A 23,125-nucleotide genomic window follows, 5' to 3' on the forward strand; every position below is an offset into this window, starting at 1 on the left:
AAAATGAAGAAAAAAAAATATTTTTAAAAATGCATTGTTTTTGGACATATATTCTTATATTTCGAAAAAAATTAAAGTAGCACATGGAGTCAAAAATACGTTACGAAATCGAGTTTCCGATTAATTCTTCGCCACAATTATTGTATCAATATATATCAACACCGTCAGGTTTACAAGAATGGTTTGCTGACAATGTTAATTCGAGAGGTGAATTTTTTACTTTTATCTGGAATGATTCGCAAGAGAGAGCACGTTTAGCTTCAAAGAAATCTGGGGAAAAAGTAAAGTTTAAATGGGTTGATGACAGCAGTAAGGATACTGAGTATTTTTTCGAACTCCATATTTTAGTTGACGAATTAACTAAAGATGTATCGCTTATGGTGGTAGATTTTGCTGAAAAAGAAGAATTAGGCGAAGCTAAACAATTGTGGGAGAACCAGATCTCAGATCTAAAACATCTTATAGGTTCGGTTTAGTAAAAGTCTATTTTATACCTTATATTTGCCCTGAACAAAATTCAGGGTTTTTTTATGATTAATTTTAACGGAAACATAGGGAAAGAGGATAATATACTAACTCTAAATCGTGCCTTTTTGTATGGTGACGGAATATTTGAAACGGTAAAAATTGTCAACGGAAAAATCTTGTTTCTTGAAGATCATTATTTTAGGCTAATGGCTTCTATGCGTGTGGTTAGAATGATGATTCCTATGGATTTTACAATGGAATATTTTGAAGAGCAGATTCTTAATTTGGTAAACGAACAAGGAATTGCAGCTTCGGCACGTGCAAGAATTACCGTTTTTAGAAATGATGGCGGTTTATATCTTCCAAAAAGCAATGATATTTCATTCTTAATCAATGCCATTTCGCTTGGAAATAAATCTTACTCTATAAATACAAACGAATACGAAGTAGATTTGTATAAAGACTTCTACGTGACAAAACAATTATTATCATCTCTTAAAACGACTAATAAGATGATTAATATAACAGGAAGTATCTATGCGAATGAAAATGATCTTGCAAATTGTATTTTACTGAACGACAGTAAAAATGTTGTAGAAGCACTTCAGGGCAATATTTTTATGGTAACGGGCAATAAGCTTATTACACCTCCGGTTTCAGAAGGTGCTTTAAACGGTATTATGCGTAAACAAATTATAGCGCTGGCTAAAAAAGTAGAAGGCATAGAAGTAGTAGAAGAAGTAATTTCGCCGTTTGATCTTCAAAAAGCAGATGAATTATTTCTGACAAATGTAATCACAGGGATACAGCCGATAACTAAATATCGAAAAAAGGAGTTTAAAACAAATTTGGCGCATTTATTAGTGCAGAAACTAAATGAATCCATCTCTGAAAATTAATTCAGATATGGATTTTCTGGTGCATTAGACCATATAAGATAATCGCCGCCAAGCTCAATAATCTGCTCTTTCCAAAAATGAGTAGTAGATTTTCCGATAATTTTATTTTTATAATTATTATCAGCAATAATCCAAGAGTTTCCTTGCATCTCATTCTCAAGCTGATTTTCTTCCCAGCCGGTATAACCTAAGAAAAAACGAATGTTGTTTTTACTAATAGATCCGTTGTTTATTAGGTCTTTGGTGGACTCAAAATCGCCTCCCCAATAAATTCCATTTGAAATCTCAACACTGTTTGGGATTAAATCAGGAATATTGTGAATAAAATAAAGGTTGTCTTGTTCTACAGGGCCGCCGTTATATATCTTAAAGTTAGCATCAATCTCGGGAATCAAGTCATTAATAGTATATTTTAACGGCTTGTTAATTATAAAACCTATTGATCCTTCTTTGTTATGGTCTGCTAATAAAATTACCGATCTGTTAAAAGATAAATCTCCAATTATTGAAGGCTCGGCAATAAGCAGGTGTCCTTTTTTTAATTTTTCTGAAATCATACGGTTACAATTTTTATTAAATTTAATCATAAAAAAATTAAAATCACAAAAAAAATCGTTAAACCGCATAAAAAAACCTTCCAGAAGGAAGGTTTTAATTATATTATAAGTTTAGAGAACTTTCTTACTTAGTTCACTGCACCTTCTAATTCAGCACCAGCTTTAAATTTTACAACGTTTTTAGCTGCGATTTTGATAGTTTTTCCTGTTTGAGGGTTTCTACCGTCTCTAGCAGCTCTTGAAGATACTGACCATGATCCAAAACCTACTAATGAAACTCTTCCACCTTTTTTCAAAGTAGTTCCTACATTACCTAAAAAAGACTCTAAAGCTAATTTCGCCGCAGCTTTTGTAATTCCTGCATCAGCAGCGATAGCATCGATTAATTCTGATTTGTTCATAATAATTAGTTATTAATTGTTGGTTAAAAAAAATTGTTAATACACAAATTTAGTAGGAAATCCGTTGCGTGCAAGTGTTTTCTTTATTTTTAGCAAAAATTGTTGATAACTTGCTTTTTTTGTTCATAAAGAGTGTTGTTTGTCGATGAAAAACAAGTACAAACCCCTGTTTTACTGACGTTAATACACTTTTGCAGCATCCGAAAAACTCACTCCATTTAATAATTCTGAAGCAAGCATTCGCTTTTTTCCTGGAAATTGTAGACTTAATAACTGAATAAAGCCCTCTTTTATTGCAATCTTGATTTCTTTTTTACTGCTAATTAGCTTTCCAATCTCATAAGAATGTGATTCTGAGACTAATTTGGCTTCATAAATTTTAATGTTCAATTCTTCATTTTGGTCTTTCAAGAAGCACCAAGAAGCTGGATACGGACTTAAACCGCGAATTAAATTATTGATTTCTGCTCCAGATTTTGTCCAATCTATTTTACAGTTTTCTTTATTTAATTTATAAGCCGTTTTGATATCGTCGTTATCTTCTTGAATTTTGGTTACGACATTTCCGTTTTCAATAACTTTTAAAGTATCGATAACAGTTGTGCTTCCTAAATGCATCAAACGATCGTGTAATTGTCCTGCGGTTTCTTCTGGCTCAATATTGATTTCAGAATTTAAAATCATAGCGCCAGTATCAATTTTATCATCAATAAAGAAAGTGGTAACACCAGTTTTAGTTTCGCCATTAATAATAGCCCAGTTAATAGGAGCAGCACCACGATAATTTGGCAATAAAGAAGCATGAAGATTAAAAGTTCCTAAACTTGGCATTTCCCAAACCACTTTTGGAAGCATTCTAAAAGCAACTACAATTTGTAAATTGGCATTTAAAGCTTTTAATTCTGCTAAGAAACTTTCGTCTTTCAAATTGGTTGGCTGTAATAAAGTGAGATTGTTAGCAAGCGCATATTCTTTTACAGCTGAATATTTTATTTTTTGTCCGCGTCCTGCTGGTTTATCTGCAGCAGTAATTACGCCAACAACTTCATAGTTATGTTTAATAATGGTGTCCAAAATACCAACGGCAAATTCTGGCGTTCCCATAAATATAATTCTCAATTTCTCCATTATGATTTTAAAGTGTATTTATTATTCGCTTGTATGATAATATGATTGTTTTCGAGCAATTCCTGAAGAACCGATAAAATATCTTTTGTATCCATTTTAATCTGATTCTCAATTTCTCTCGAAGTCAAAGAAGCTGTTCTAAGCAAAGACAAAATCTTATCTGCAATCGAATCGGCTTCTGTAATTTTTCCTTTTTGTGTAATGCAGTACGAACAAATACCGCAATTTTCATTTGTTTCTTCTCCAAAATAATCCAAAACCAATCTGTTTTTGCAAGTTTTGGTGTCCTTTATATAGTGAAGAACAGATAAAAGCTGTTCTTTTTTAACTTCGTTTTGTTTTTCTAAATATTTTGAAACCCTATTTATAGTATGATCGTCCTCTCGAACTTCATTAAATAATATAGTAGCGTCATTGTTTTTTGATTTGTATTCGATGATTTCCTTTTCTTTTAATTTTTCTAAAAGCGCGATAACCTGTTCTTCAGATCGATTCGACTTTTTGGCAATTAATCCTAGATTCAAATTAGATTTTACTTCGTAAACGCCAGGATAAGTTCTTAAAATTGCCAAAATGATTTCTTCGTCATTTGGATTCAGACTCATGTACCGAATCACTTCTTTGGATTCAATCAAAAACTGAATGCTGATTTTTTCTGAGAATTCCTGAGACATTGTAATAATTCCCTGCTGATTCAAAAACTGTAATGCATTATACGTTTTCAAAGTTGGGAATTCGTATTTATTGCAAAAATGATTCAGTTTAAAAGAAAAAGATTCGTCCAAACCTTCTCCGTAAGCAATCTGAAAGTAGTTGCACAGTTTGTTGTACATCGCTTTCAGGAATTTTTTGTCTGGTAAAATATTTAAAAATTGCTGTTCGGTCTGAATGGAATCCGAATTGTTATAAAGCAAAACCGAAAAAGCTTTTGCTCCATTTCGTCCTGCGCGCCCAGATTCCTGATAATAATTTTCTAAGTTTTCCGGAAGCTGTGTATGAATAACTGTTTTTACATTGTCTTTGTCGATTCCCATTCCGAAAGCATTTGTGGCTACGATAACCTGTGCCTGCTCCGACATCCACAACTGCATGTTTTTGTCTTTTTCTTTTGATGAAAGTCCACCATGATAATACGTTGCCGTAAAGCCAAGTGACTGCAATTGCGAAGACATGTTCAAGCACGCTTTGCGATTTCGCACATATATAATAGAAGGCTGCGGATTTTTTTTAAGAATCTGTTCCGTGCGGTATAATTTGTCTTCGACTTCAAAAACCATGTAAGCGATATTTTTTCGCTCAAATGACTGCTGGAAATGTCTTGGATTTTTTAATTCTAATTGGGTTCTAATATCTTCAATAACTCTCGGAGTTGCCGTCGCAGTCAAGGCCAAAAACGGAATTTTTGGAAAGTATTTTTTCAGTTCCGAAATTTTAAGATAGGCAGGTCTAAAATCGTGGCCCCATTGCGAAACACAATGCGCTTCGTCAACAGCAATTAAATTGATAGGTAAATTTTTAATACGCTCCAGAATCCAGTCAGATTGCAGTCTTTCTGGCGACAGGTATAAGAATTTGTAATTTCCGTATTGGCAATTATCTAGAAGATCAATTAATTCTTCGGTGTGAATTCCGCCAGTAAGAGCAATCGCTTTAATGCCTCTTTTCTGCAAATTCATCACCTGATCTTTCATTAAAGCAATTAAAGGAGAAATAACAAGACAGATTCCTTCTTGCATCATTGCGGGGACCTGAAAACAAATCGATTTTCCGCCTCCCGTCGGAAGTACTGCAAAAGTATCCTGTCCATCAAGAACAGAATCGATAATTTCTTTTTGCAACGGTCTAAAACTGTCGTGTTTCCAGTATTTTAGAAGAATATCCTGCGCTCCGAGCATTGCGTTTGTTTTAAAGTTAAAAATTTAGAAAGCAGTTCCTAGTTTTACAACTTTAAAACCTTTTGCTAAATTTTGTCTAAGATATAAAGAATTCTGTTTTCAACTGTGTCTTTTGGAACCTCAATAAGTTCGTAACCATATTTTTTATAGGTCTCTACAAGATGCTCTTGAATTTTTACAGCCTGATCAAAATTTTCATAACGCTCAGAATCACTTTGGTAAATTTCTTCCCAAGGCGGTAAAATAAAAGTTTTAGAATATTTATAGTCCTCGCATGCTTTAACGAAACTTTCTGGATATTCATCGCCAATATAATCCATATAAGCTACCACATCTGGAATTCCGCGGTCAATAAAAACCACATTATCAGGTTCTTCTAGAGCATTTTTATATTGTTCAATACGACCTTCCAATAACATTTCGCTAAACAAAAGTGGCTGTTCTAGAAACAACTGCTCAATGCCTTCTTGTTGCGCTTTCATGGTAACCTGTCTAGAGATTTCTGGATAGCAACAAAAGCCACGAGCTACCAATTCGTTAATAAGTGTTGATTTTCCAGTACCAGGTCCGCCAAGCAAGACTATAATTTCTTTTTGCACTATTCTAAAAATAAAGCGCAAATTTACCTAAACTTATTTATAATTAAAAAGAATATTTATTAGAAACGAAAGATTTGGCATTTTTAGTCATCATGGGTTCCTGCTGTCCGCTCCAATCTTTTGCTTTTTAAAGAAAAAAGCAAAAGGATTTCCGCTTCCATCAGGGTTAAAAAGGAGAGATGGTTTTGTTTTTGAAATTTAAAATCAAAAAGAAATTTTATGCACTTCCTGAAATACTTAAATCTGAATAATTATGTTTAGTCAAATTAATTATTAGACTTACATTGCAATTTCCACCATCATCCATTTGTATCAAGGAGTATTTATAGTCTTTTTTGTTATATGGATCTTTACAATAAGAATTTATTAAAACTTCTTTTTCTCCTTTTGTAGTTGTTACAACAATGCATTGGTGTATGTATTTATCGAAATTTTCAAGTTTTGATTTTTTCTCAGAAAAACATTTTTTCAAAATCTGATCAAGTTCGATTAATTCTTTCTGATCTAAATCTGCTGATTTTAAAGTTTTTGTTTTCTCATGAAAATATCTTTCATGGAAATTTGGTTCAAAAATAAAAAACGCATAGTCATTAAACTTTTCAAGATTTAGTTTGTTTTTTGTTTGAAGAAGATTTTTTGTTATCTCAATCTTTAAAGGAAAATCTCCTCGAATAAATTCAATATAATTATTTTTAATAACTGCCTTATCACTTCCGTTATAACGAAATCTTGTTTGACTGAAATAGATAGTGTCGTTTTTTGAGTAACAGAAATCATTAAATGTCTCAAATTTTTCATGATTTACATCTTTGTCAATAATTGTAAAGACATATGAACTATCTGAGAAATACTGAAATTTAAAACTTGACTTGCCAAAGAAATTATAATGATTTATAGCAGAGATTTGCTCAATCTTTTGTTTGTTTTTTTTAGATTTAGCTTCTTTACATTGAATGCATAATCCTAATATTATTAATGATAATATAGTTTTTACTTTCATAAATTTTTATTTACTCACAAAACAAATACTTCCCAGAACTTTTTCCGTTTTTAGAAGGAACAATCAAATGCGATTGGAACTTTTTGCCATTCAAAACATCATTTACAAAATCCAAAACATATTGCTGTCCTTCGTGAAAAAGATAGCCTGAAAATTCATGTCCGCCACCGCAGAAAGTAATCAGTTCGATATCTTTATGTAAATCGGTCATTTGATTGTAAACCGCATAAGAACCAAAAAGAATCAGCCAGCCAGAAGCATTTGTTGGGCAAGAACGATGCGAACCAGCCGCGTATGGAACGGTGTCGTCATTACTTCCATGTGCCAATAACATCGGAATCGCTTTTTCTTTCGTAATCAAATTAATGTCCTGAATTGCTCCCGAACCTCCAATAAAACCTTTGTATTTAAAGTTTTCAGGCAGATTGCTTTTGTATAAATTCATTAATTTATAATCCCAAAACGAAGCGTGGAAACCAATTTCAGCTCCAGCACTAATTCCTGAAATAAAGATTTTTGAAGTGTCAAGATTGTATTTGTCGGCATTCTCAATCATGAAAGCAGTTGCTTGCCACATGTCGCTTACGCCAATTTGAATGGCTTTTATTTTTTCGGTTAGAGTTCCTTTACATCCAAAATCTTTTCCTTTCATATATAGACTGTACGAAATACTAGCAACGGCATAGCCATTTTGCGACATGAATTTTCCGAAATCTTTCTCGCTTGTGCGTTCGCCGCCAGAAAAACCTCCGCCAAAAGCAAACATGATCAAAGGAATTTTCTCGCCTGCTTTTTTCTTTGGCAGATACAAATCCAGGTCTAGCTTTAAAGTGTCGTTTTGGAAATAAGTTAAGGTTTTAACTTCTTGTGCTTGAACTGAATTTAAGGTAAGAGCGATAAAAAGTAAAAGGAGTTTTTTCATTGTAATGTGTTTTTAATCTCGCAAAGCCGCAGAGTCGCAAAGTTTTTCTGCCACGACTCGAGCGATAGCGAACAGGCGAAGCAATTTCACGAATTTTCGCTAATTATTATTTTTTGATTTGCCAAGTTAATTAAAATTAGGGAAATTGAATTTTAGGATTTAATAATTTGTGTTAATTAGTGTAATTTGTGGCAAAAAAACAACCTCATTTTTAGAGTCAAAAAATCTAAAATCTAAAATCATAAATCTGAAATCAAAAACGTATATTTGCGTTTATTTTTAATTACGAATGGAGAACGATAAAGAAAAAAATACAGCCGAATTTTACGAAAGATTAAAAGTCGAGCTAGATAACGCAAATACTTGGCCAGCAGAATACTTGTACAAATTTATTGTGCCTTCTGTAGCAGATAATGTTGAGCGTGTCGAAAAAGCTTTTGATAGAATGGGAGCAGTTATTAAAACAACAAAGTCAAAAACAGGTAAATTTACTAGTGTTTCTGTTGATGTTACAATGCACAGCTCAGATGATGTGATAAGCAAATACAAAGAAGTTTCTACAATAGAAGGTATAGTTTCATTATAAACTTATGATCGAAAAATATAAAAGAGAAGCAGCAAGCGACGTTGTGTATAATTTAGAATACAATTCTGAAAGACAGCGTTTAATTATCCCAGAATATGGTCGTCATTTGCAAAAACTGATTGATCAGGCAACTGCAATTGAAGATGATGAAACGCGCAATAAAGCCGCAAAATACATCATTCAGGTTATGGGAAGTCTGAATCCGCATTTGCGTGATGTGCCAGATTTTCAGCACAAACTTTGGGATCAGCTTTTTATCATGTCTGATTTTAAACTGAATGTTGAGTCTCCTTACCCAATTCCATCAAGAGATGTTTTGCAGCTAAAGCCAGAGGTATTGCAGTATCCGCAAAATTTCCCGAAATACAGATTTTATGGCAATAATATCAAATACATGATAGAAGTTGCTAATAAATGGGAAGAAGGAGAGATGAAAAATGCGCTGGTAATGGTAATTGCCAATCACATGAAAAAATCTTTCTTAAGCTGGAACAAAGACACCGTAAAAGACGATGTGATTTTTGAGCATTTATATGAATTATCTGGTGGTAAAATCAATTTATTGCACAGTACAGAAGAGCTTTTAAACACAACAGATTTAATGCGTACCAACAAACGCATGTCTAATAAAACAGCTTCTGGAACACAGCCAAAAATCCAGAATAACAAAAACAACAAAGGCGGTCAAAAAAAGAATTTTCAAAAAAACAATAATCAGAAGTAAAAAAAGGTGCTAAGAGGCTAAGCTTCTAAGTTGCTAAGTTTTTTTACTTTGACACTTAAAAAAAACAAACAAAAACAAAAATAAAAAAAAGCTGCTAAGCTGCTAAGCTACTAAGTTGCTGAGTTTTTTTACTTAGAATCTTAGAATCTCAGAATCTTAGAAACTTTGAAAGAACCTAAAAGAAATCTATGGGAATTTTTAAAATCGAAGGAGGAACTCCTTTAAAAGGAGAAATCACTCCACAAGGAGCAAAGAATGAGGCATTACAAATTTTATGTGCCGTGCTTCTAACAGGAGAGAAAGTGAAAATTAATAACATTCCTGATATTATAGACATCAATAAATTAATCACTTTGTTGGGGAATTTAGGGGTGAAAATTCAACGTAACGAACCAGGTTCGATTACTTTTCAAGCTGATGAAGTTAATGTTGGATATTTAGAAACCGAAGCTTTCAAAAAAGAAGGTGGAGCGCTTCGCGGTTCTATTATGATTGTTGGTCCGCTTTTGGCTCGTTTCGGAAAAGGATATATTCCAAAACCAGGTGGAGATAAAATCGGTCGCCGTAGATTAGATACACACTTTGAAGGTTTCATCAACCTTGGAGCAAAATTCAGATATAACAGAGAAGATCACTTTTACGGAGTAGAAACTCCTGAAGAAGGTCTTAAAGGAACAGACATGCTTCTTGACGAAGCATCTGTAACTGGAACTGCAAATATTGTAATGGCTGCAGTTTTAGCAAAAGGAACAACTACAGTTTACAACGCAGCTTGCGAACCATACTTACAGCAATTGTGTAAAATGCTGAACTCTATGGGAGCTAAAATCACTGGAGTTGGATCTAACTTGTTGACTATCGAAGGTGTTGAAAGCCTTGGTGGTTGCGAGCACAGAATTCTTCCGGATATGATTGAAATCGGTTCTTGGATTGGTCTTGCAGCTATGACAAAAAGCGAAATCACAATCAAAAATGTAAGCTGGGAAAACTTAGGTTTGATTCCGAATACTTTTAGAAAACTTGGAATTACTGTTGAAAAACGTAATGATGATATTTACATTCCTGCTCACACAAATGGGTACGAAGTAAAAACAGATATCGATGGTTCTATCTTGACTATTGCCGATGCGCCATGGCCAGGATTTACACCTGACCTGTTAAGTATTGTTTTGGTTGTAGCAACTCAAGCAAAAGGAGATGTTTTGATTCACCAAAAAATGTTCGAAAGCCGTTTGTTCTTCGTTGACAAATTAATCGATATGGGAGCAAAAATTATGTTATGTGATCCGCACAGAGCTGTGGTTATGGGGCATAATTTCGAATCTCAATTGAAAGCAACAACAATGTCTTCTCCTGATATTCGTGCGGGAATTTCATTATTGATTGCAGCGCTTTCTGCAAAAGGAACAAGCACAATCCAGAATATCGAGCAAATCGACCGTGGATATGAGCGTATCGATGAGCGTTTAAGAGCAATCGGCGCAAAAATCGTGAGAGCTTAAATAAAAGTTAACCACGAATTACACAAATTGCACTAATTTTTAATTTTTGAAATTCAATTACACGAATTTAATTTTTAAAAATTAGTGAAATAAAACATAGTGTTAATCTTCGTGTAATTTGTGTAATTCGTGGCAAAAAAATAAATGTCTTTAAATGACAAATGAACAAAAAGCTATAAAAGCTACTATTTTTAGTATAATAGGAAATACCTGCTTGGCCCTTATAAAAGGTCTCGCAGGTTTTTTTGGCAATTCTTATGCCTTAATTGCAGATGCAATTGAATCAACGACGGATATATTTGCGTCATTTTTGGTGTTGTTTGGAATCAAATATTCGAATAAACCTGCCGATGAAAATCATCCTTATGGGCACGGTCGTGCAGAGCCACTTATTACCTTTTTAGTTGTTGGATTTTTAATTACTTCTGCTACTATTATTGGTTATGAAAGTATTGCCAATATTGGCACTTCGCACGATTTGCCTAAATCTTGGACATTATATGTTTTAGGAGCCATTATTATTTGGAAAGAATACTCTTTCCGTTTGGTAATGAAAAGAAGTAAACAGACTAATAGCACTTCACTAGCAGCAGACGCTTGGCATCATAGAAGCGATGCTATAACTTCTGTGGCTGCATTTATCGGAATTTCGATTGCTTTAATTATGGGAAAAGGCTATGAGTCTGCTGATGATTGGGCAGCACTTTTTGCGGCGTTTTTTATTCTCTATAATAGTTATAAAATTTTCAGACCTGCGCTTGGCGAAATCATGGATGAAAATCTAAATGAGGACTTAGTAGAAGAAATTCGCGTTGTAGCCCTTACAGTTCCTGGTATTTTAGGGACTGAAAAATGTTTTATCCGTAAAGCTGGAATGAAATATCATGTTGATTTGCATGCTATCGTTTCAGCAAAAATTTCGGTTAAAGAAGGGCATGATTTGGCACATAAACTAAAGGATACACTCAGAGAAAAAAATCCTGAATTAGGACATGTGTTAATTCATGTCGAACCAGATGATTATTCCTAAGATTCTAAGGTTCTGAGATGCTAAGATTCTAAGCTTTATCCTTGTCAAAGTTTTAAACTTTGACAAGGATTAATTTAAAAATCAGCTTAATTTACAATCTACTTGAAACCAGATTATAAATTAAGCTGATTTTTTTTTAAGATTGAAAATCTTTGTGAGGGCTTCGACTTCGCTAAGCTTGACAAGAATAACTATTAGGTATTAAAAGAAAAACTTAGAATCTTAGCATCTCAGAACCTTAGTATCTTTTTTTAATCTAATGCATTTAAGATTTTCAAGCCAAAAACCACCCCGTTTTGCTGAATGCCACCTTGATAAGAATGCACATAATCTACTCTGAATAATTTGAATTTTCCAAAACCTAAATTATCTAGACCGATGGTGAACTCAGAATATGGTTTTCGATCGGGAATTGCTAAAGCATGAAAGCCAATATTCATAGTCGATTTCAAAAGATTTAACAGCGGAATTTTATTCATGATAAAACCAGTGTCATTATATTCAGTATGCATTTCGAAATAACTGTCATTTGTGCTATTTGAATAATAAGGCATCATGTTAAAAACATTCAAATAGCGGTCACTTGTTCCTATATGAGTCTGATTTCCGTTAAAATGTCTATAATCAATAAATGAGATGTTTTCTGCATTAAAGAATTTTCCCGCTCTAAAATTGGTTCCTAAAAGACCTTTGTTTCCAAATGATAAATCATATTGGACAGAAGCACCAATTCGTTCATATTCATATTTTTTTTCGCTTGCCGCGAATGCTTTTTCGAACGCTAAATAAACTGTAGGATATTTATCGTTTTTAAAATTATATCTTCCGTCAGGTCTTGATATGTATTTATTTCCAAAGTTAATTCTAGTTGTTACAAGAGCTTTAAACAAATGATGCTGGTCAAAAGCTGGAGTTGTAAAATCGTTTGGCGCCAAAGGATTGTTTGAAGAATAAATGTCATCTTTTTTAAAGAAAGAATAATCAGTTGTATTGAAAAGCGGTTTACGCTGTTCGTAACCAATTTTTCCAGTAAAATTTATTCCGTTTGCAATATCTTGTCCATAATTTATTTCTGCAAATTCCAAGTTGTACAGTTTCATGTAGTTGTCTTTAAAAAACAAAGAACTTATAGAATTGACAAGTTTAGAAATGGGTTCGGCGCTATTAAACTGAGCTGTTTTTACACCGCCAGAGCCCCATATTGTAGCATAATTTATAGTGTTGAAACGATGACTGAATTGGCCAATTGCACGAAAACGTTCATCAGAAAAGCCATAATTGAAAGTAGTGCTTATCGAAGTATTTGTTCCTTTTTCTTCATCCCATTTTTTGAAAGAAAACCCAGAATCTAAATTAAAACCTTGAACGGTATTGAAACTCAAAGAAGCTATATTCAGTAAGCCTTTATAATCAAAAGAATATTTTTTGAATGTGTTTTTGTAGTCATAGCCCATTAAAATATCCCAGACCTTAAATTTGTTGTTTCTGGCATCAATAGAATCGGTATACTTTTTTGATTTTCTAATCGTCTGCAAACTGTCTTTTTTGGCATAATCAGAGCTTTCTTCAATAGTTAACGGTATTGGGCGAATTTCATTCCAGAAAGCATCGTCTTTTTTGTTGGCATTAAGTTCAAACGCCACGATTTCGTTTCCGAAAGTTTTTTTGTCAAAAGAATTAGGAAATTCATAATTTGAATAAACATAATTGAAGTTTCCAGAGAATTTTATTCCAAAAATACCTGCTGTAAAAGAAAGCGTCTGTGCATTTTTAGACCAGATTTTGTTTTTTGTGTTATAACTAAAACTCTGTTTTAGAGTCATCACTTCTGTAAACTCGTTTTTCATTCGATACCCTTTAATGTCTAGATCAATGGCATAAATCGCAAAACTGTCATCTACAATATAAATGTAACCTTCAAAAACAGGTTCCTTATCTCGTTTAGGAATAACTTTGATTTTGTTTATCTGTTGATTGTTGTCATCATAAAAAGTGCTTTCCAATTTGTATTTGTAATAATTGAAAGCATTGTCGGCAATAGGAGAGATGAGTTTTACATCAAAATCTAAAGTATTGTCGTAAAAATCATAAGTCGATAAAGCAGCTGTATTATAGCTATAACCGCGATTGTTTCCTGAAATTTTTGAAGCAATAATTTTTTCTTTTAGTTTATCTGGTTTTTCAAAAGTCACTTTCGAAATGGTTTCAGATAAATACAAAATTCCCGTTCCAGTAGAATCTAGATTCGAAGCCATGTCATCGCCCAATTCTACTTTTTTGCCTAGAATTTTTTTAGGAAGATCTTTAACTTTAAACATACCTTTCGAATAAAAATCGGCTGTATATCTTCCTGTTTTATCTGAGTTTTCTTTTTTATTTGCTATGGCGCTTTTTATAATTGCGTTTGCAGGATTGTTTTTAGGATCAATGATTACTTCGTTTAAAGCAAAACTTTCTTCCTCAAGACTAACATCTACATTGACTATTCTTGTCGCAGCAAGAATGGTTATTTTTTTAGTTTTATAACCTAAATATTGAAAAGTGATAACGTTTCCGCCAATTTCTTTTACATTCAGCTGATATTTTCCCTGTTCATTTGTAGTGGTTCCAGCATAAGTGTTTTCTTCAAAAACGGATACAAAAGGAAGCGGATTTCCTTTATCATCAGTTACAGTTCCTCTGATTTGAGCAAAATTAGAAAGTGAAAAAAGTAGAAAGGCAAGTAAAGTATAGTTTCTCATACAAATGTGGTATATCTTACAAAAATATAATAAGTTAAATCTGAGCTTATTAATAATTTGTTAAATTGAATGAGATGATAGTTTGTCTCACTGAGCGAAGTCGAAGTCGAATTCTCAGTCCAGAATAACATTATATTATAAAAAAGACTGTATAGCCAATTCGTAACTTTTTAGTCCGAAGCCTAGAATAACACCTTTTGCATTTCCAGATAAATACGATTGATGTCTAAAGCTTTCGCGCGCATATGTATTAGAAATATGAACCTCAATGACTGGCGTGGTAACGGCTTTCATAGCATCGCCCAAACCGATGGAAGTGTGTGTGTACGCTCCAGCATTCAGAATAATGCCATCAAATGAAAAACCAACTTCTTGAATTTTGCCAATCAATTCGCCTTCAATATTGCTTTGGTAATATGAAAGTTCAATGTTTGGGAATTTTTGTTTCAACGTTTCAAAATAATCTTCAAAAGTCTGGCTTCCGTAAACTTCTGGTTCGCGTTTTCCTAAAAGATTCAAATTTGGTCCGTTGATAATGCAGATTTTCATAAGTTTTTTTTATTTTGAGATATTGACATTGCAATTGATTTTGCAATTGTCATTGAACTTTGTAAAAATAAAAAAAACCGCACTAATAAATAGAGCGGTTTTTGTAAAAGTATGTGATAAATTTTTAGAACATGAATCCAGCAGAAATCTGGAATACAGAGTTTTTAATATCAGCATTTTTAGAAGCCTCAGTCAAACCTAAACCGTAACGCCCTTGTAAAAAGATGTTTTCAGTAAGTTTAACACCTAAACCTGCGTTTACACCAAATTCGAATGTTTCTCCATTTTTAACATCAAAATCGTTTCTTTCGCTTACTAAGAAAGAAGCTTGTGGACCAACCTCTAAGCTAAAAGTGTTGTTTAAGTAAAATTTAGCCATTACTGGAATAGCAATGTATCCTAACTCATTTTTGATATCTTCACTTACATCACTAAATTTATAAGATGCTCCTGTCGTAGAATATAAAAGCTCTGGCTGGATAGAAAATTTGTCTAATAATTTTATTTCTGCAACCAAACCTGCATGGTAGCTAGTAATTCCTTCTTTGTCTATTTGATCTGGAAAATCTCCTGTTTGACTTGCAAAGTTAACCCCTGCTTTTACTCCTAATTTTAATAATTGTGCTTGTACTGCTGCTGATGTTGCAATGAACATAAAAGCTGCTAAAAGTATTTTCTTCATAAAAAGGTTTTTAAAAATTGGTATTTTAAAATGTTATTTAAAATTCAAAACTACATATTTAGCATTTTATTGCATTATAATTTAGATTAAATAATTACTAAAATTCCCACTCAAAATGTTTTTATTGGGATAAGATTGTGCTGTTTCTCTTTTAAAGTTTTGATTTTCAAGATGTCTATATCTGTTTATTTTATGTCTTATTTTAATACTTTTTAAACTTATTGCGGAGTATGTATTGTAAGTCTAATCTTAGTTTTGCGAATATTAAATCAAATTAATATTTAAAAAATTATGAAAAAAATTGTTTTAGCTGCTATTGCAGTAATGGGATTTAGTTTTGCAAATGCGCAAGATGTAAAGTATGGAGTTAAAGGTGGAATTAATCTTTCAACTTTTACTGGTGATGTCGAAGACGCATCTTCTAAAGTTGGTTTTCAAGCGGGAGGTTTTGCAGAAATAAAACTTTCAGATAAGTTCTCAATTCAGCCAGAGATGTTATACTCGTTACAAGGTGCGAAATTTAAAGAAACTGAAGATTCTTATACTTATACAGAAAATGTTAATGCAAGTTATTTGAATGTTCCTGTAATGGCTAAGTATTATGTGGTTGACAAATTTAGTGTTGAAGCTGGTCCTCAAGTAGGTTTTTTGTTAGCGGCAAAAAGTAAATGGGAAGAGACTTATGAAGGAGAAATGTATTCAGGAAAAGAGAATGTCAAAGATTCTTTTAAAACAGTTGATTTTAGCTTAAATGTTGGTGCAGGATATGATTTTACAGAAAATGTATCAGCTGGATTACGATATAATTTTGGTTTGTCTAATATTTCAGATTTTAGTGATAATGCAAAAATTCATAATAATGTAATTTCATTATCAGTTGGTTATAAATTCTAGTAAAAAACATTTAGTTAGTTTTTTTAAGGCCTTTCCTTATTTCTAAGGAAGGTCTTTTTTTTATGTTGAAAATTCTAATTTTTAAGTTGGCTTAATTTAAAATTAACAATTAGCGTAATATTTACTATTTTATTTGTTAAATTCCTAATGTAGAATTGTGAAGAATATTTTTATATTTGACCAATTAATTTAACCCAAAACAAATTAGAATGAAAAAAATTATTTTATCTGCCATTGCAATTATGGCTTTTGCATTCTCAAATGCTCAATCAACAAGATTTGGAGTAAAAGGAGGTCTTAATATTTCAAGTATTGTTGGCGGTGACGTGAGAGATGCTAATGCATTAGTAGGATTTCACGTTGGTGGTTTAGCTGAAATCCACGTAGTAGAAAAGTTTTATATCCAACCAGAGCTCTTATTCTCAACTCAAGGAGCAAAATTTGATTATGGTTTTGGAGATGATGCAGATGTAAAATTAAATTATTTAAATATTCCTGTTCTGGCGAAATATTATATCGTTGATAAAAAATTTAGCGTTGAAGCTGGTCCACAACTTGGTTTTTTGTTGTCAGCTAAAGCTGATGGTTATGATGTTAAAGATGATACAAAATCGGTAGATTTTGGTTTTAACTTCGGTGCAGGTTATGATTTTACTGATAATTTTTCAGTTGGACTTCGCTATACTGTAGGATTATCACCTATCTGGGATGATAATATTGATGACTCAGGAGACCTGTATGACAGTGCAAAAAATGGTAATTTCCAGATTTCTTTAGCTTATAAATTCTAGTCTTAATTTAAAATATTGAAGCCTCCTTTTTTAGGAGGTTTTTTTATGGAGAAGCTAATTTTCTTTCAAACTCAAAAGCAGATTAAAAATGAAAAAAATTATTTTATCAGCCGTTGCAATTATGGCTTTTGCATTCTCAAATGCTCAGGAAACAAGATTTGGAATTAAAGGAGGCGTGAGTCTTACCAACTTTTCCGGAGATGTTGAAGCTAATTCAAAAGTTGGTTTTCTTGTTGGTGGTTTCGCAGAAATTAAAATTATTGATAGATTATCTATTCAGCCAGAGCTTTTGTTCTCTTCTCAAGGAGCTAAATATGAGTATATTGGTATGGATAATACAAATCTTAACTTAAACTACATCAATGTTCCTGTTTTAGCTAAATTTTATATTACTAAAGAATTTACTGTTGAAGGAGGGCCTCAAATTGGTTTCCTTGTTTCTGCCAAAGACGACGGTGAGGATGTTAAGGATTTCTACAAATCTGTAGACTTCGGTTTTAATTTTGGAGCAGGATATAATTTTACGGACAATCTTTCTGTAGGTTTACGTTACACAGTAGGACTTTCTGGAGTTGTTGATCGTGGAGATTATGATGATATTGATGATTATTATGACAGTGCAAAGAATAGTGTTTTGGCTCTTTCTTTGGCATATAAGTTCTAATCCAAACTATAATGTTTTTAAAACCTTCCTGATAACGGAAGGTTTTTTTTGTTTAGATAGTTTATAGTGTTAAAATTTTAGTTAGTTTTTCATAAGTAAATTTTTATATTTGGCCCAATTAATTTTAACCAAAAACAAAAAATGAAAAACGTTATTTTATCTGCGATTGCAGTTATGGCATTTGGATTTGCAAATGCACAAGAAGTTAAGTATGGAGTTAAAGGTGGTTTGAATTTGTCAAATTTGTCGGGTGATACAGACGGAATGGATTTGAAATCAAAATTTGGATTTCATGCAGGTGGTTTCGTTGAAATAAAATTTTCTGAGAAATTTGCATTGCAACCTGAGCTTTTGTACTCTACACAAGGTACCAGATTTGATGATCTTGAAGTAAATGGATACAAAACAAAAACATGTTTTAACTTAGATTATATCAATGTGCCAGTTATGTTTAAATACTTTGCAGCAGAAAAGTTTTTTATTGAAGCTGGTCCGCAAATTGGGTTTCTGACTTCAGCAAAAGCGAGAGTAAAGATAGATGAGCTTAATATTGATAATAAAGAAGATATTAAAGATAATTTTGAATCAATTGATTTTGGATTGAATTTTGGAGCAGGATACGAGTTTACCGAAAATATATTTGCTAGTGCGAGATATAATTTAGGTTTATCAAATATAGCTAAAACGGAAGCTGACGATGATTCAAAAGTTCATAATGGTGTATTTTCACTATCGGTAGGATACAAGTTCTAATTTATAAATGGAATAAAAAAACAAACCTTCCTTATCATTGGGAAGGTTTTTTTATGCCAAAAAATTACTTACTTTGTAAATATGAATTGGAGCAGGTATATAAAAGATTATCAGTCGTATTTGAGGATAGAGAGAGGTTTATCTAAAAATACAATTGAAAATTATGGTTTTGATATTGAACGTTTATGTCTTTTTTTAGGAAACAATAAGATTGATGTTTCGCCAATAAAAATTTCTGATGAAACTTTACAGCAGTTTATATATTCAGTAGCTAAAGAGGTAAATCCGAGATCACAGGCAAGGATTATTTCTGGACTTAAAAGTTTCTTTAATTATCTGGTTTTTGAAGATTACAGAAACGATAATCCTTTAGAATTGATAGAAGCGCCTAAAACAGGTCGTAAATTGCCCGATACACTGTCACTTCAGGAAATTGATGCTCTAATAGAAGCAATCGATTTAAGTACTAATGAAGGCGAAAGAAACAGAGCAATGCTCGAAACTTTGTATGGTTGCGGATTACGTGTTTCGGAATTGATTACGCTTAAAATTTCAGATCTTTTTTTTGATGAAGGTTTTATTAAAATTACTGGTAAAGGAAACAAAGAAAGGTTTGTTCCAATAGGTTCATTAACTCAGAAATATATTGATATTTACAAAAATGCGGTTCGCTCAAATCTTACTATTAAAAAAGGAGCTGAAGATACTTTGTTCTTAAATCGACGAGGAAATCAATTGACTCGGGCTATGGTTTTTACTATCATCAAAGATCTTGCTCAGAAAATGGGGCTTAAGAAAAGTATAAGTCCGCATACTTTGAGACATTCTTTTGCGACTCACCTGCTTGAAAATGGTGCCGACTTGAGATCGATTCAATTAATGCTTGGCCATGAATCTATTACAACAACTGAAATTTATGTGCATTTGGATCGCAGTTTTTTAAAAGAAGTAATGTATAGTTTTCATCCTAGGAAATAATTAATTTTACAGTATTTTGTGTTTTTGTTGTTGAAATTTGTTATATTGTGTTAAATTTTTGTTTTAAATAAAGTAAAAAGCGTTGAAAACTAGGTTTTGTTTTTTGCTTTTCTGAATAAGTTTCAATATCTTATTTACATAAAAGAGTAGCATATGGTTTTTGATTTATATGGAAATGAAGATTGCTTAGAGGTAAATAATTTTTATAAAAAATTGTTGGCCGAAATGCCCGACCTGCTTTTTCAATTTGTTATTGATGCTGATAATAATTACACATTTCCCCTTGTAAGTAAATCGGTAGATGAAATATTTGAACTTTCTGTAACCGATTTTAATAACGATATAAAGTTTATAGTTTACGATCGTATTTTACCACAGGATCGCGAACTTTTTTTTCAATCTTTGGTCAGAGCTAGAAAGGAAATCAAACCTTGGAAAATAGAGTTTAGAGCTACTCTTCCTAAGAAAGGAATTCGCTGGTTTAAGATTTCTTCAAAAACAGAATCTTCAGCAAATGGGAATGTGATTTTTTATGGACACGTTTCGGATATTACTGAATTAAAAGATAAAGAAGAAAAGCTTCGAATTTCTGAAGAACGTTTCCAGTTTGCTCTCGATGCTTCGACTGCCGGAATATGGGATTGGGATATGGTTACCAATAGAGTTTTTTATTCTTCTCTGTCTCTGAAAATTTTGGAGCTAGAATCTGCTGATATTTTTGATGATCCTGAACGTTGGGATAAAATTGTGCATCCGGACGATCTTCCGAAATATTATTCAGACATACATGAACATTTTGATAATAAGATTCCGTTTTACGAAAATTACCATCGTGTAATGACTTCTAGCGGTAATTATAAATGGATTTTGGATCGTGGAAAAGTAATTAAACGTGATGAAAACGGAAGGCCGTTGCGTGTAATTGGAACTCATACTGATGTTTCTGCTCAAAAAGAGAAAGAGTTGGAGCTATTGAAAACAATGAAATTGTATAGTGATCAAAATAGCCGTTTATTGAATTTTTCGCATATTGTTTCTCATAACCTAAACACACAGGCAGGAAATATAAAATCGATTTTAGATCTTATTGATGCAGATGTTAGTAAACAAACCGTGACAGAAATGCTGGAATATTTACGCACCGTTTCTAATGATCTGAATGAAACTATTTCGAATCTTACCCAAATTGTAAAAACGCAGAGTAATATTAATATTGCGGTAGTGCCACTAAAGCTTTGTGAATATATTGAGAAAACGATCTCAACAATCAAAGGTTATGATAAACATCGAAAAGTCACCATTATAAACAACGTTCCCAAGTATTTAACGATTAATTTTAATCCGGCTTACATGGAAAGCGTTTTGTTGAATTTTGCAACAAACGCAATTAAATATGCCCATCCGGATCGAGATCCAATCATAACTTTTGATTTTGCAATAGAGCCAGAAGGTTATAAATCGCTTAAAATTACTGATAATGGTCTAGGGATTGATTTGAAGGTGTATGGAGATTTATTGTTCGGAATGTATAAAACCTTTCATAAGCATGAAGAAGCTCGAGGTATTGGTTTATACATTACAAGAAATCAAATTGAAGCGATGAAAGGAACGGTTGAAGTGGAAAGTGAAGTAGGGGTTGGGACAAGCTTTAAAATCGTTTTTAATGATATGTAAACCTGCAAAGAGCTAAATAAAAATAAAGGCTGTCAATTGACAGCCTTTATTTTTTTCTATATATTATCTCCCAGATTATTTAGCAATGTTTACAGCTCTAGTCTCTCTAATAACTGTAACTTTTACCTGTCCAGGATAAGTCATTTCTGTTTGAATTTTTTGTGAAATTTCAAAAGATAAGTTCGCAGCATTATCATCAGAAACTTTTTCGCTTTCTACAATTACACGTAATTCTCTACCAGCTTGGATTGCATAAGCATTTTTAACTCCGCTGAATCCGTAAGCTACATCTTCAAGATCTTTTAGGCGCTGGATGTAAGAATCAAGAACTTGACGTCTTGCACCTGGTCTAGCTCCAGAAATAGCATCACAAACTTGGATGATTGGAGATAATAAAGATTTCATTTCAATCTCATCGTGGTGCGCTCCAATTGCGTTGCAAACCTCTTCTTTCTCGCCGTATTTCTCAGCCCACTGCATTCCTAAAAGTGCGTGTGGTAAATCGCTTTCTGTATCTGGCACTTTTCCGATATCGTGAAGTAAACCAGCTCTTTTTGCCAATTTCACGTTCAGTCCTAATTCTGCAGCCATAATACCGCAAAGTTTAGAAACTTCTCTAGAGTGCTGTAATAAGTTTTGTCCGTAAGAAGAACGGTATTTCATTCTACCTACAACTTTAATTAATTCTGGGTGTAAACCGTGAATTCCTAAGTCGATAACCGTACGTTTTCCAACTTCGATAATTTCGTCGTCGATTTGTTTTGCAGTTTTAGCTACAACTTCTTCGATACGTGCTGGGTGAATACGTCCGTCAGTTACTAATTTGTGTAAAGACAAACGAGCAATTTCTCTACGAACTGGATCAAAGCAAGAAAGAATAATTGCTTCTGGCGTATCATCAACAATAATTTCAACTCCAGTTGCAGCTTCAAGCGCTCTAATGTTACGTCCTTCACGACCGATAATTCTACCTTTTACATCGTCAGATTCAATGTTGAAAACAGAAACGCAGTTTTCAACCGCTTCTTCCGTTCCGACTCTTTGGATCGTATTAATGATGATTTTTTTAGCTTCTTGCTGTGCAGTCAATTTTGCCTCTTCAATAGTTTCTTGAATATGAGACATTGCTTTTGTTTTAGCTTCAGCTTTTAATCCTTCTACCAATTGTTCTTTAGCTTCCTCAGCAGAAAGACCAGAGATTACTTCTAATTGCTGTAATTGGCTTTTGTGAAGTTTGTCAACTTCAGCTTGTTTTTTGTCTAAAACTTCAATTTTATTGTTGTATTCAGCTGTTTTAGCTTCAAAATCTTCGTTTATTTTTTTGGCTTTAGAAAGTTCATTAGAAACTTGAGATTCTTTATCGCGAACACGTTTTTCTACTTCAGCCACTTTTTTATCACGTGCTAAAATAACCTGTTCATGTTCTGATTTTAGTTCGATAAAACGCTCTTTTGCTTGAAGAATTTTATCTTTTTTGATGTTTTCAGCTTCTAAATTAGCGTCTTTTAAGATAGAAGCCGCTTCTTTTTTAGCGTTTTTAATTAGGTTTGAAATATTACTTTTCTCGATAATTTTAGCTATTGCAAATCCTGCCGCAATACCTACAATACCAATAATGATCGTTATGATGTCCATGTTTGTTAGGGTTTATATATAAAAAAAGCCTACATTAATTGCTTGTATAAACT

General features: G+C 32.8%; 23 protein-coding genes. 12 read left to right on the top strand and 11 right to left on the bottom strand.

The features are described 5' to 3' along the window. The first annotated feature begins 83 nt into the window (after positions 1–83). A complete protein-coding gene (locus NU08_RS15415; RefSeq protein ID WP_008464757.1) occupies positions 84–476 on the top strand; it encodes an START-like domain-containing protein in 393 nt (130 codons plus the stop codon). A gap of 54 nt (positions 477–530) precedes the next feature. Next, positions 531–1,367 carry an aminotransferase class IV gene (locus tag NU08_RS15420; RefSeq protein WP_129748030.1) on the top strand — a complete coding sequence of 279 codons (837 nt, stop codon included), beginning with the start codon at positions 531–533 and terminating at the stop codon, positions 1,365–1,367. Here NU08_RS15420 and NU08_RS15425 read toward each other — a convergent pair. From NU08_RS15425 to NU08_RS15455, 7 genes are all read right to left on the bottom strand, one after another. Continuing rightward, entirely contained in the window at positions 1,364–1,924 is a 561-nt protein-coding gene (locus NU08_RS15425) for a YqgE/AlgH family protein (protein WP_129748031.1), read from the bottom strand. The genes NU08_RS15420 and NU08_RS15425 overlap by 4 nt on opposite strands. A gap of 128 nt (positions 1,925–2,052) precedes the next feature. Then, the gene (locus NU08_RS15430) at positions 2,053–2,325 is read right to left on the bottom strand and encodes an HU family DNA-binding protein (RefSeq protein WP_008464760.1); all 273 of its coding nucleotides are present in this window, start codon (positions 2,323–2,325) and stop codon (positions 2,053–2,055) included. Between the two features lie 180 nt (positions 2,326–2,505). Further along, on the bottom strand, positions 2,506–3,453 hold the full coding sequence (gene fmt / locus NU08_RS15435; protein WP_129748032.1) for a methionyl-tRNA formyltransferase: 948 nt from the start codon (positions 3,451–3,453) through the stop codon (positions 2,506–2,508). Then, a complete protein-coding gene (locus tag NU08_RS15440; RefSeq protein ID WP_129748033.1) occupies positions 3,453–5,348 on the bottom strand; it encodes an ATP-dependent DNA helicase RecQ in 1,896 nt (631 codons plus the stop codon). Before NU08_RS15440 ends, fmt begins: the two co-directional genes overlap by 1 nt. Before the next feature lie 65 nt (positions 5,349–5,413). Continuing rightward, complete coding sequence (locus tag NU08_RS15445) at positions 5,414–5,947, bottom strand: AAA family ATPase (protein WP_129748034.1); 534 nt, start codon at positions 5,945–5,947, stop codon at positions 5,414–5,416. Positions 5,948–6,164: 217 nt separating this feature from the next. Beyond that, positions 6,165–6,947 carry a hypothetical protein gene (locus NU08_RS15450; protein ID WP_129748035.1) on the bottom strand — a complete coding sequence of 261 codons (783 nt, stop codon included), beginning with the start codon at positions 6,945–6,947 and terminating at the stop codon, positions 6,165–6,167. Positions 6,948–6,957: 10 nt separating this feature from the next. Then, positions 6,958–7,869: an alpha/beta hydrolase family protein gene (locus NU08_RS15455; RefSeq protein WP_129748036.1), complete on the bottom strand. Its 912-nt coding sequence runs from the start codon at positions 7,867–7,869 to the stop codon at positions 6,958–6,960. A 289-nt stretch (positions 7,870–8,158) separates the two neighbouring features. Between NU08_RS15455 and NU08_RS15460 the strand changes: the two genes are divergently transcribed. The 4 genes from NU08_RS15460 (at position 8,159) to NU08_RS15475 (ending at position 11,711) form a co-directional block, all read left to right on the top strand. Next, positions 8,159–8,455, top strand: a complete 297-nt coding sequence (locus NU08_RS15460) for a DUF493 family protein (RefSeq protein WP_066033683.1) — start codon at positions 8,159–8,161, stop codon at positions 8,453–8,455. A gap of 4 nt (positions 8,456–8,459) precedes the next feature. Beyond that, a complete protein-coding gene (locus NU08_RS15465) occupies positions 8,460–9,179 on the top strand; it encodes a DUF4290 domain-containing protein (RefSeq protein WP_129748037.1) in 720 nt (239 codons plus the stop codon). Positions 9,180–9,367: 188 nt separating this feature from the next. Then, a complete protein-coding gene (murA, locus tag NU08_RS15470; RefSeq protein ID WP_111363682.1) occupies positions 9,368–10,681 on the top strand; it encodes a UDP-N-acetylglucosamine 1-carboxyvinyltransferase in 1,314 nt (437 codons plus the stop codon). 154 nt (positions 10,682–10,835) lie between these two features. Then, positions 10,836–11,711, top strand: coding sequence for a cation diffusion facilitator family transporter (locus NU08_RS15475; RefSeq protein ID WP_129748038.1), 876 nt, complete (start codon positions 10,836–10,838; stop codon positions 11,709–11,711). A gap of 251 nt (positions 11,712–11,962) precedes the next feature. Here NU08_RS15475 and NU08_RS15480 read toward each other — a convergent pair whose 3' ends face one another. From NU08_RS15480 to NU08_RS15490, 3 genes are all read right to left on the bottom strand, one after another. Then, positions 11,963–14,452: a DUF5686 and carboxypeptidase regulatory-like domain-containing protein gene (locus NU08_RS15480; RefSeq protein WP_129748039.1), complete on the bottom strand. Its 2,490-nt coding sequence runs from the start codon at positions 14,450–14,452 to the stop codon at positions 11,963–11,965. A 135-nt stretch (positions 14,453–14,587) separates the two neighbouring features. Then, positions 14,588–15,001, bottom strand: a complete 414-nt coding sequence (gene aroQ / locus NU08_RS15485) for a type II 3-dehydroquinate dehydratase (RefSeq protein ID WP_066035150.1) — start codon at positions 14,999–15,001, stop codon at positions 14,588–14,590. 124 nt (positions 15,002–15,125) lie between these two features. After that, complete coding sequence (locus NU08_RS15490; RefSeq protein ID WP_129748040.1) at positions 15,126–15,683, bottom strand: porin family protein; 558 nt, start codon at positions 15,681–15,683, stop codon at positions 15,126–15,128. 291 nt (positions 15,684–15,974) lie between these two features. Between NU08_RS15490 and NU08_RS15495 the strand changes: the two genes are divergently transcribed. The 6 genes from NU08_RS15495 (at position 15,975) to NU08_RS15520 (ending at position 21,437) form a co-directional block, all read left to right on the top strand. Next, positions 15,975–16,577, top strand: coding sequence for a porin family protein (locus NU08_RS15495; RefSeq protein WP_129748041.1), 603 nt, complete (start codon positions 15,975–15,977; stop codon positions 16,575–16,577). A gap of 209 nt (positions 16,578–16,786) precedes the next feature. Continuing rightward, positions 16,787–17,368: a porin family protein gene (locus tag NU08_RS15500; RefSeq protein ID WP_129748042.1), complete on the top strand. Its 582-nt coding sequence runs from the start codon at positions 16,787–16,789 to the stop codon at positions 17,366–17,368. An 88-nt stretch (positions 17,369–17,456) separates the two neighbouring features. Further along, a complete protein-coding gene (locus tag NU08_RS15505) occupies positions 17,457–18,032 on the top strand; it encodes a porin family protein (RefSeq protein WP_129748043.1) in 576 nt (191 codons plus the stop codon). Between the two features lie 141 nt (positions 18,033–18,173). Beyond that, positions 18,174–18,785, top strand: a complete 612-nt coding sequence (locus NU08_RS15510) for a porin family protein (RefSeq protein ID WP_129748044.1) — start codon at positions 18,174–18,176, stop codon at positions 18,783–18,785. 81 nt (positions 18,786–18,866) lie between these two features. Further along, complete coding sequence (gene xerD, locus NU08_RS15515) at positions 18,867–19,763, top strand: site-specific tyrosine recombinase XerD (protein WP_129748045.1); 897 nt, start codon at positions 18,867–18,869, stop codon at positions 19,761–19,763. Between the two features lie 153 nt (positions 19,764–19,916). Continuing rightward, a complete protein-coding gene (locus tag NU08_RS15520; protein ID WP_129748046.1) occupies positions 19,917–21,437 on the top strand; it encodes a PAS domain-containing protein in 1,521 nt (506 codons plus the stop codon). A gap of 75 nt (positions 21,438–21,512) precedes the next feature. Here the strand turns inward: NU08_RS15520 and rny are convergent, their stop codons facing one another. Next, positions 21,513–23,072, bottom strand: a complete 1,560-nt coding sequence (gene rny, locus NU08_RS15525) for a ribonuclease Y (protein ID WP_111363704.1) — start codon at positions 23,070–23,072, stop codon at positions 21,513–21,515. Positions 23,073–23,125 lie beyond the last annotated feature (53 nt).

Origin of the sequence: Flavobacterium anhuiense (assembly GCF_004151235.1) — a bacterium.
In the GTDB taxonomy this organism is placed as follows: Bacteria; Bacteroidota; Bacteroidia; order Flavobacteriales; family Flavobacteriaceae; genus Flavobacterium; species Flavobacterium anhuiense_A.

Coding starts and splice junctions, on each gene's coding strand:
- NU08_RS15415 (WP_008464757.1), top strand. CDS start 84: ATGGAGTCAAAAATACGTTACGAAATCGAGTTTCCGATTAATTCTTCG.
- NU08_RS15420 (WP_129748030.1), top strand. CDS start 531: ATGATTAATTTTAACGGAAACATAGGGAAAGAGGATAATATACTAACT.
- NU08_RS15425 (WP_129748031.1), bottom strand. CDS start 1,924: ATGATTTCAGAAAAATTAAAAAAAGGACACCTGCTTATTGCCGAGCCT.
- NU08_RS15430 (WP_008464760.1), bottom strand. CDS start 2,325: ATGAACAAATCAGAATTAATCGATGCTATCGCTGCTGATGCAGGAATT.
- fmt (WP_129748032.1), bottom strand. CDS start 3,453: ATGGAGAAATTGAGAATTATATTTATGGGAACGCCAGAATTTGCCGTT.
- NU08_RS15440 (WP_129748033.1), bottom strand. CDS start 5,348: ATGCTCGGAGCGCAGGATATTCTTCTAAAATACTGGAAACACGACAGT.
- NU08_RS15450 (WP_129748035.1), bottom strand. CDS start 6,947: ATGAAAGTAAAAACTATATTATCATTAATAATATTAGGATTATGCATT.
- NU08_RS15455 (WP_129748036.1), bottom strand. CDS start 7,869: ATGAAAAAACTCCTTTTACTTTTTATCGCTCTTACCTTAAATTCAGTT.
- NU08_RS15460 (WP_066033683.1), top strand. CDS start 8,159: ATGGAGAACGATAAAGAAAAAAATACAGCCGAATTTTACGAAAGATTA.
- NU08_RS15465 (WP_129748037.1), top strand. CDS start 8,460: ATGATCGAAAAATATAAAAGAGAAGCAGCAAGCGACGTTGTGTATAAT.
- murA (WP_111363682.1), top strand. CDS start 9,368: ATGGGAATTTTTAAAATCGAAGGAGGAACTCCTTTAAAAGGAGAAATC.
- NU08_RS15475 (WP_129748038.1), top strand. CDS start 10,836: ATGACAAATGAACAAAAAGCTATAAAAGCTACTATTTTTAGTATAATA.
- NU08_RS15480 (WP_129748039.1), bottom strand. CDS start 14,452: ATGAGAAACTATACTTTACTTGCCTTTCTACTTTTTTCACTTTCTAAT.
- aroQ (WP_066035150.1), bottom strand. CDS start 15,001: ATGAAAATCTGCATTATCAACGGACCAAATTTGAATCTTTTAGGAAAA.
- NU08_RS15490 (WP_129748040.1), bottom strand. CDS start 15,683: ATGAAGAAAATACTTTTAGCAGCTTTTATGTTCATTGCAACATCAGCA.
- NU08_RS15495 (WP_129748041.1), top strand. CDS start 15,975: ATGAAAAAAATTGTTTTAGCTGCTATTGCAGTAATGGGATTTAGTTTT.
- NU08_RS15500 (WP_129748042.1), top strand. CDS start 16,787: ATGAAAAAAATTATTTTATCTGCCATTGCAATTATGGCTTTTGCATTC.
- NU08_RS15505 (WP_129748043.1), top strand. CDS start 17,457: ATGAAAAAAATTATTTTATCAGCCGTTGCAATTATGGCTTTTGCATTC.
- NU08_RS15510 (WP_129748044.1), top strand. CDS start 18,174: ATGAAAAACGTTATTTTATCTGCGATTGCAGTTATGGCATTTGGATTT.
- xerD (WP_129748045.1), top strand. CDS start 18,867: ATGAATTGGAGCAGGTATATAAAAGATTATCAGTCGTATTTGAGGATA.
- NU08_RS15520 (WP_129748046.1), top strand. CDS start 19,917: ATGGTTTTTGATTTATATGGAAATGAAGATTGCTTAGAGGTAAATAAT.
- rny (WP_111363704.1), bottom strand. CDS start 23,072: ATGGACATCATAACGATCATTATTGGTATTGTAGGTATTGCGGCAGGA.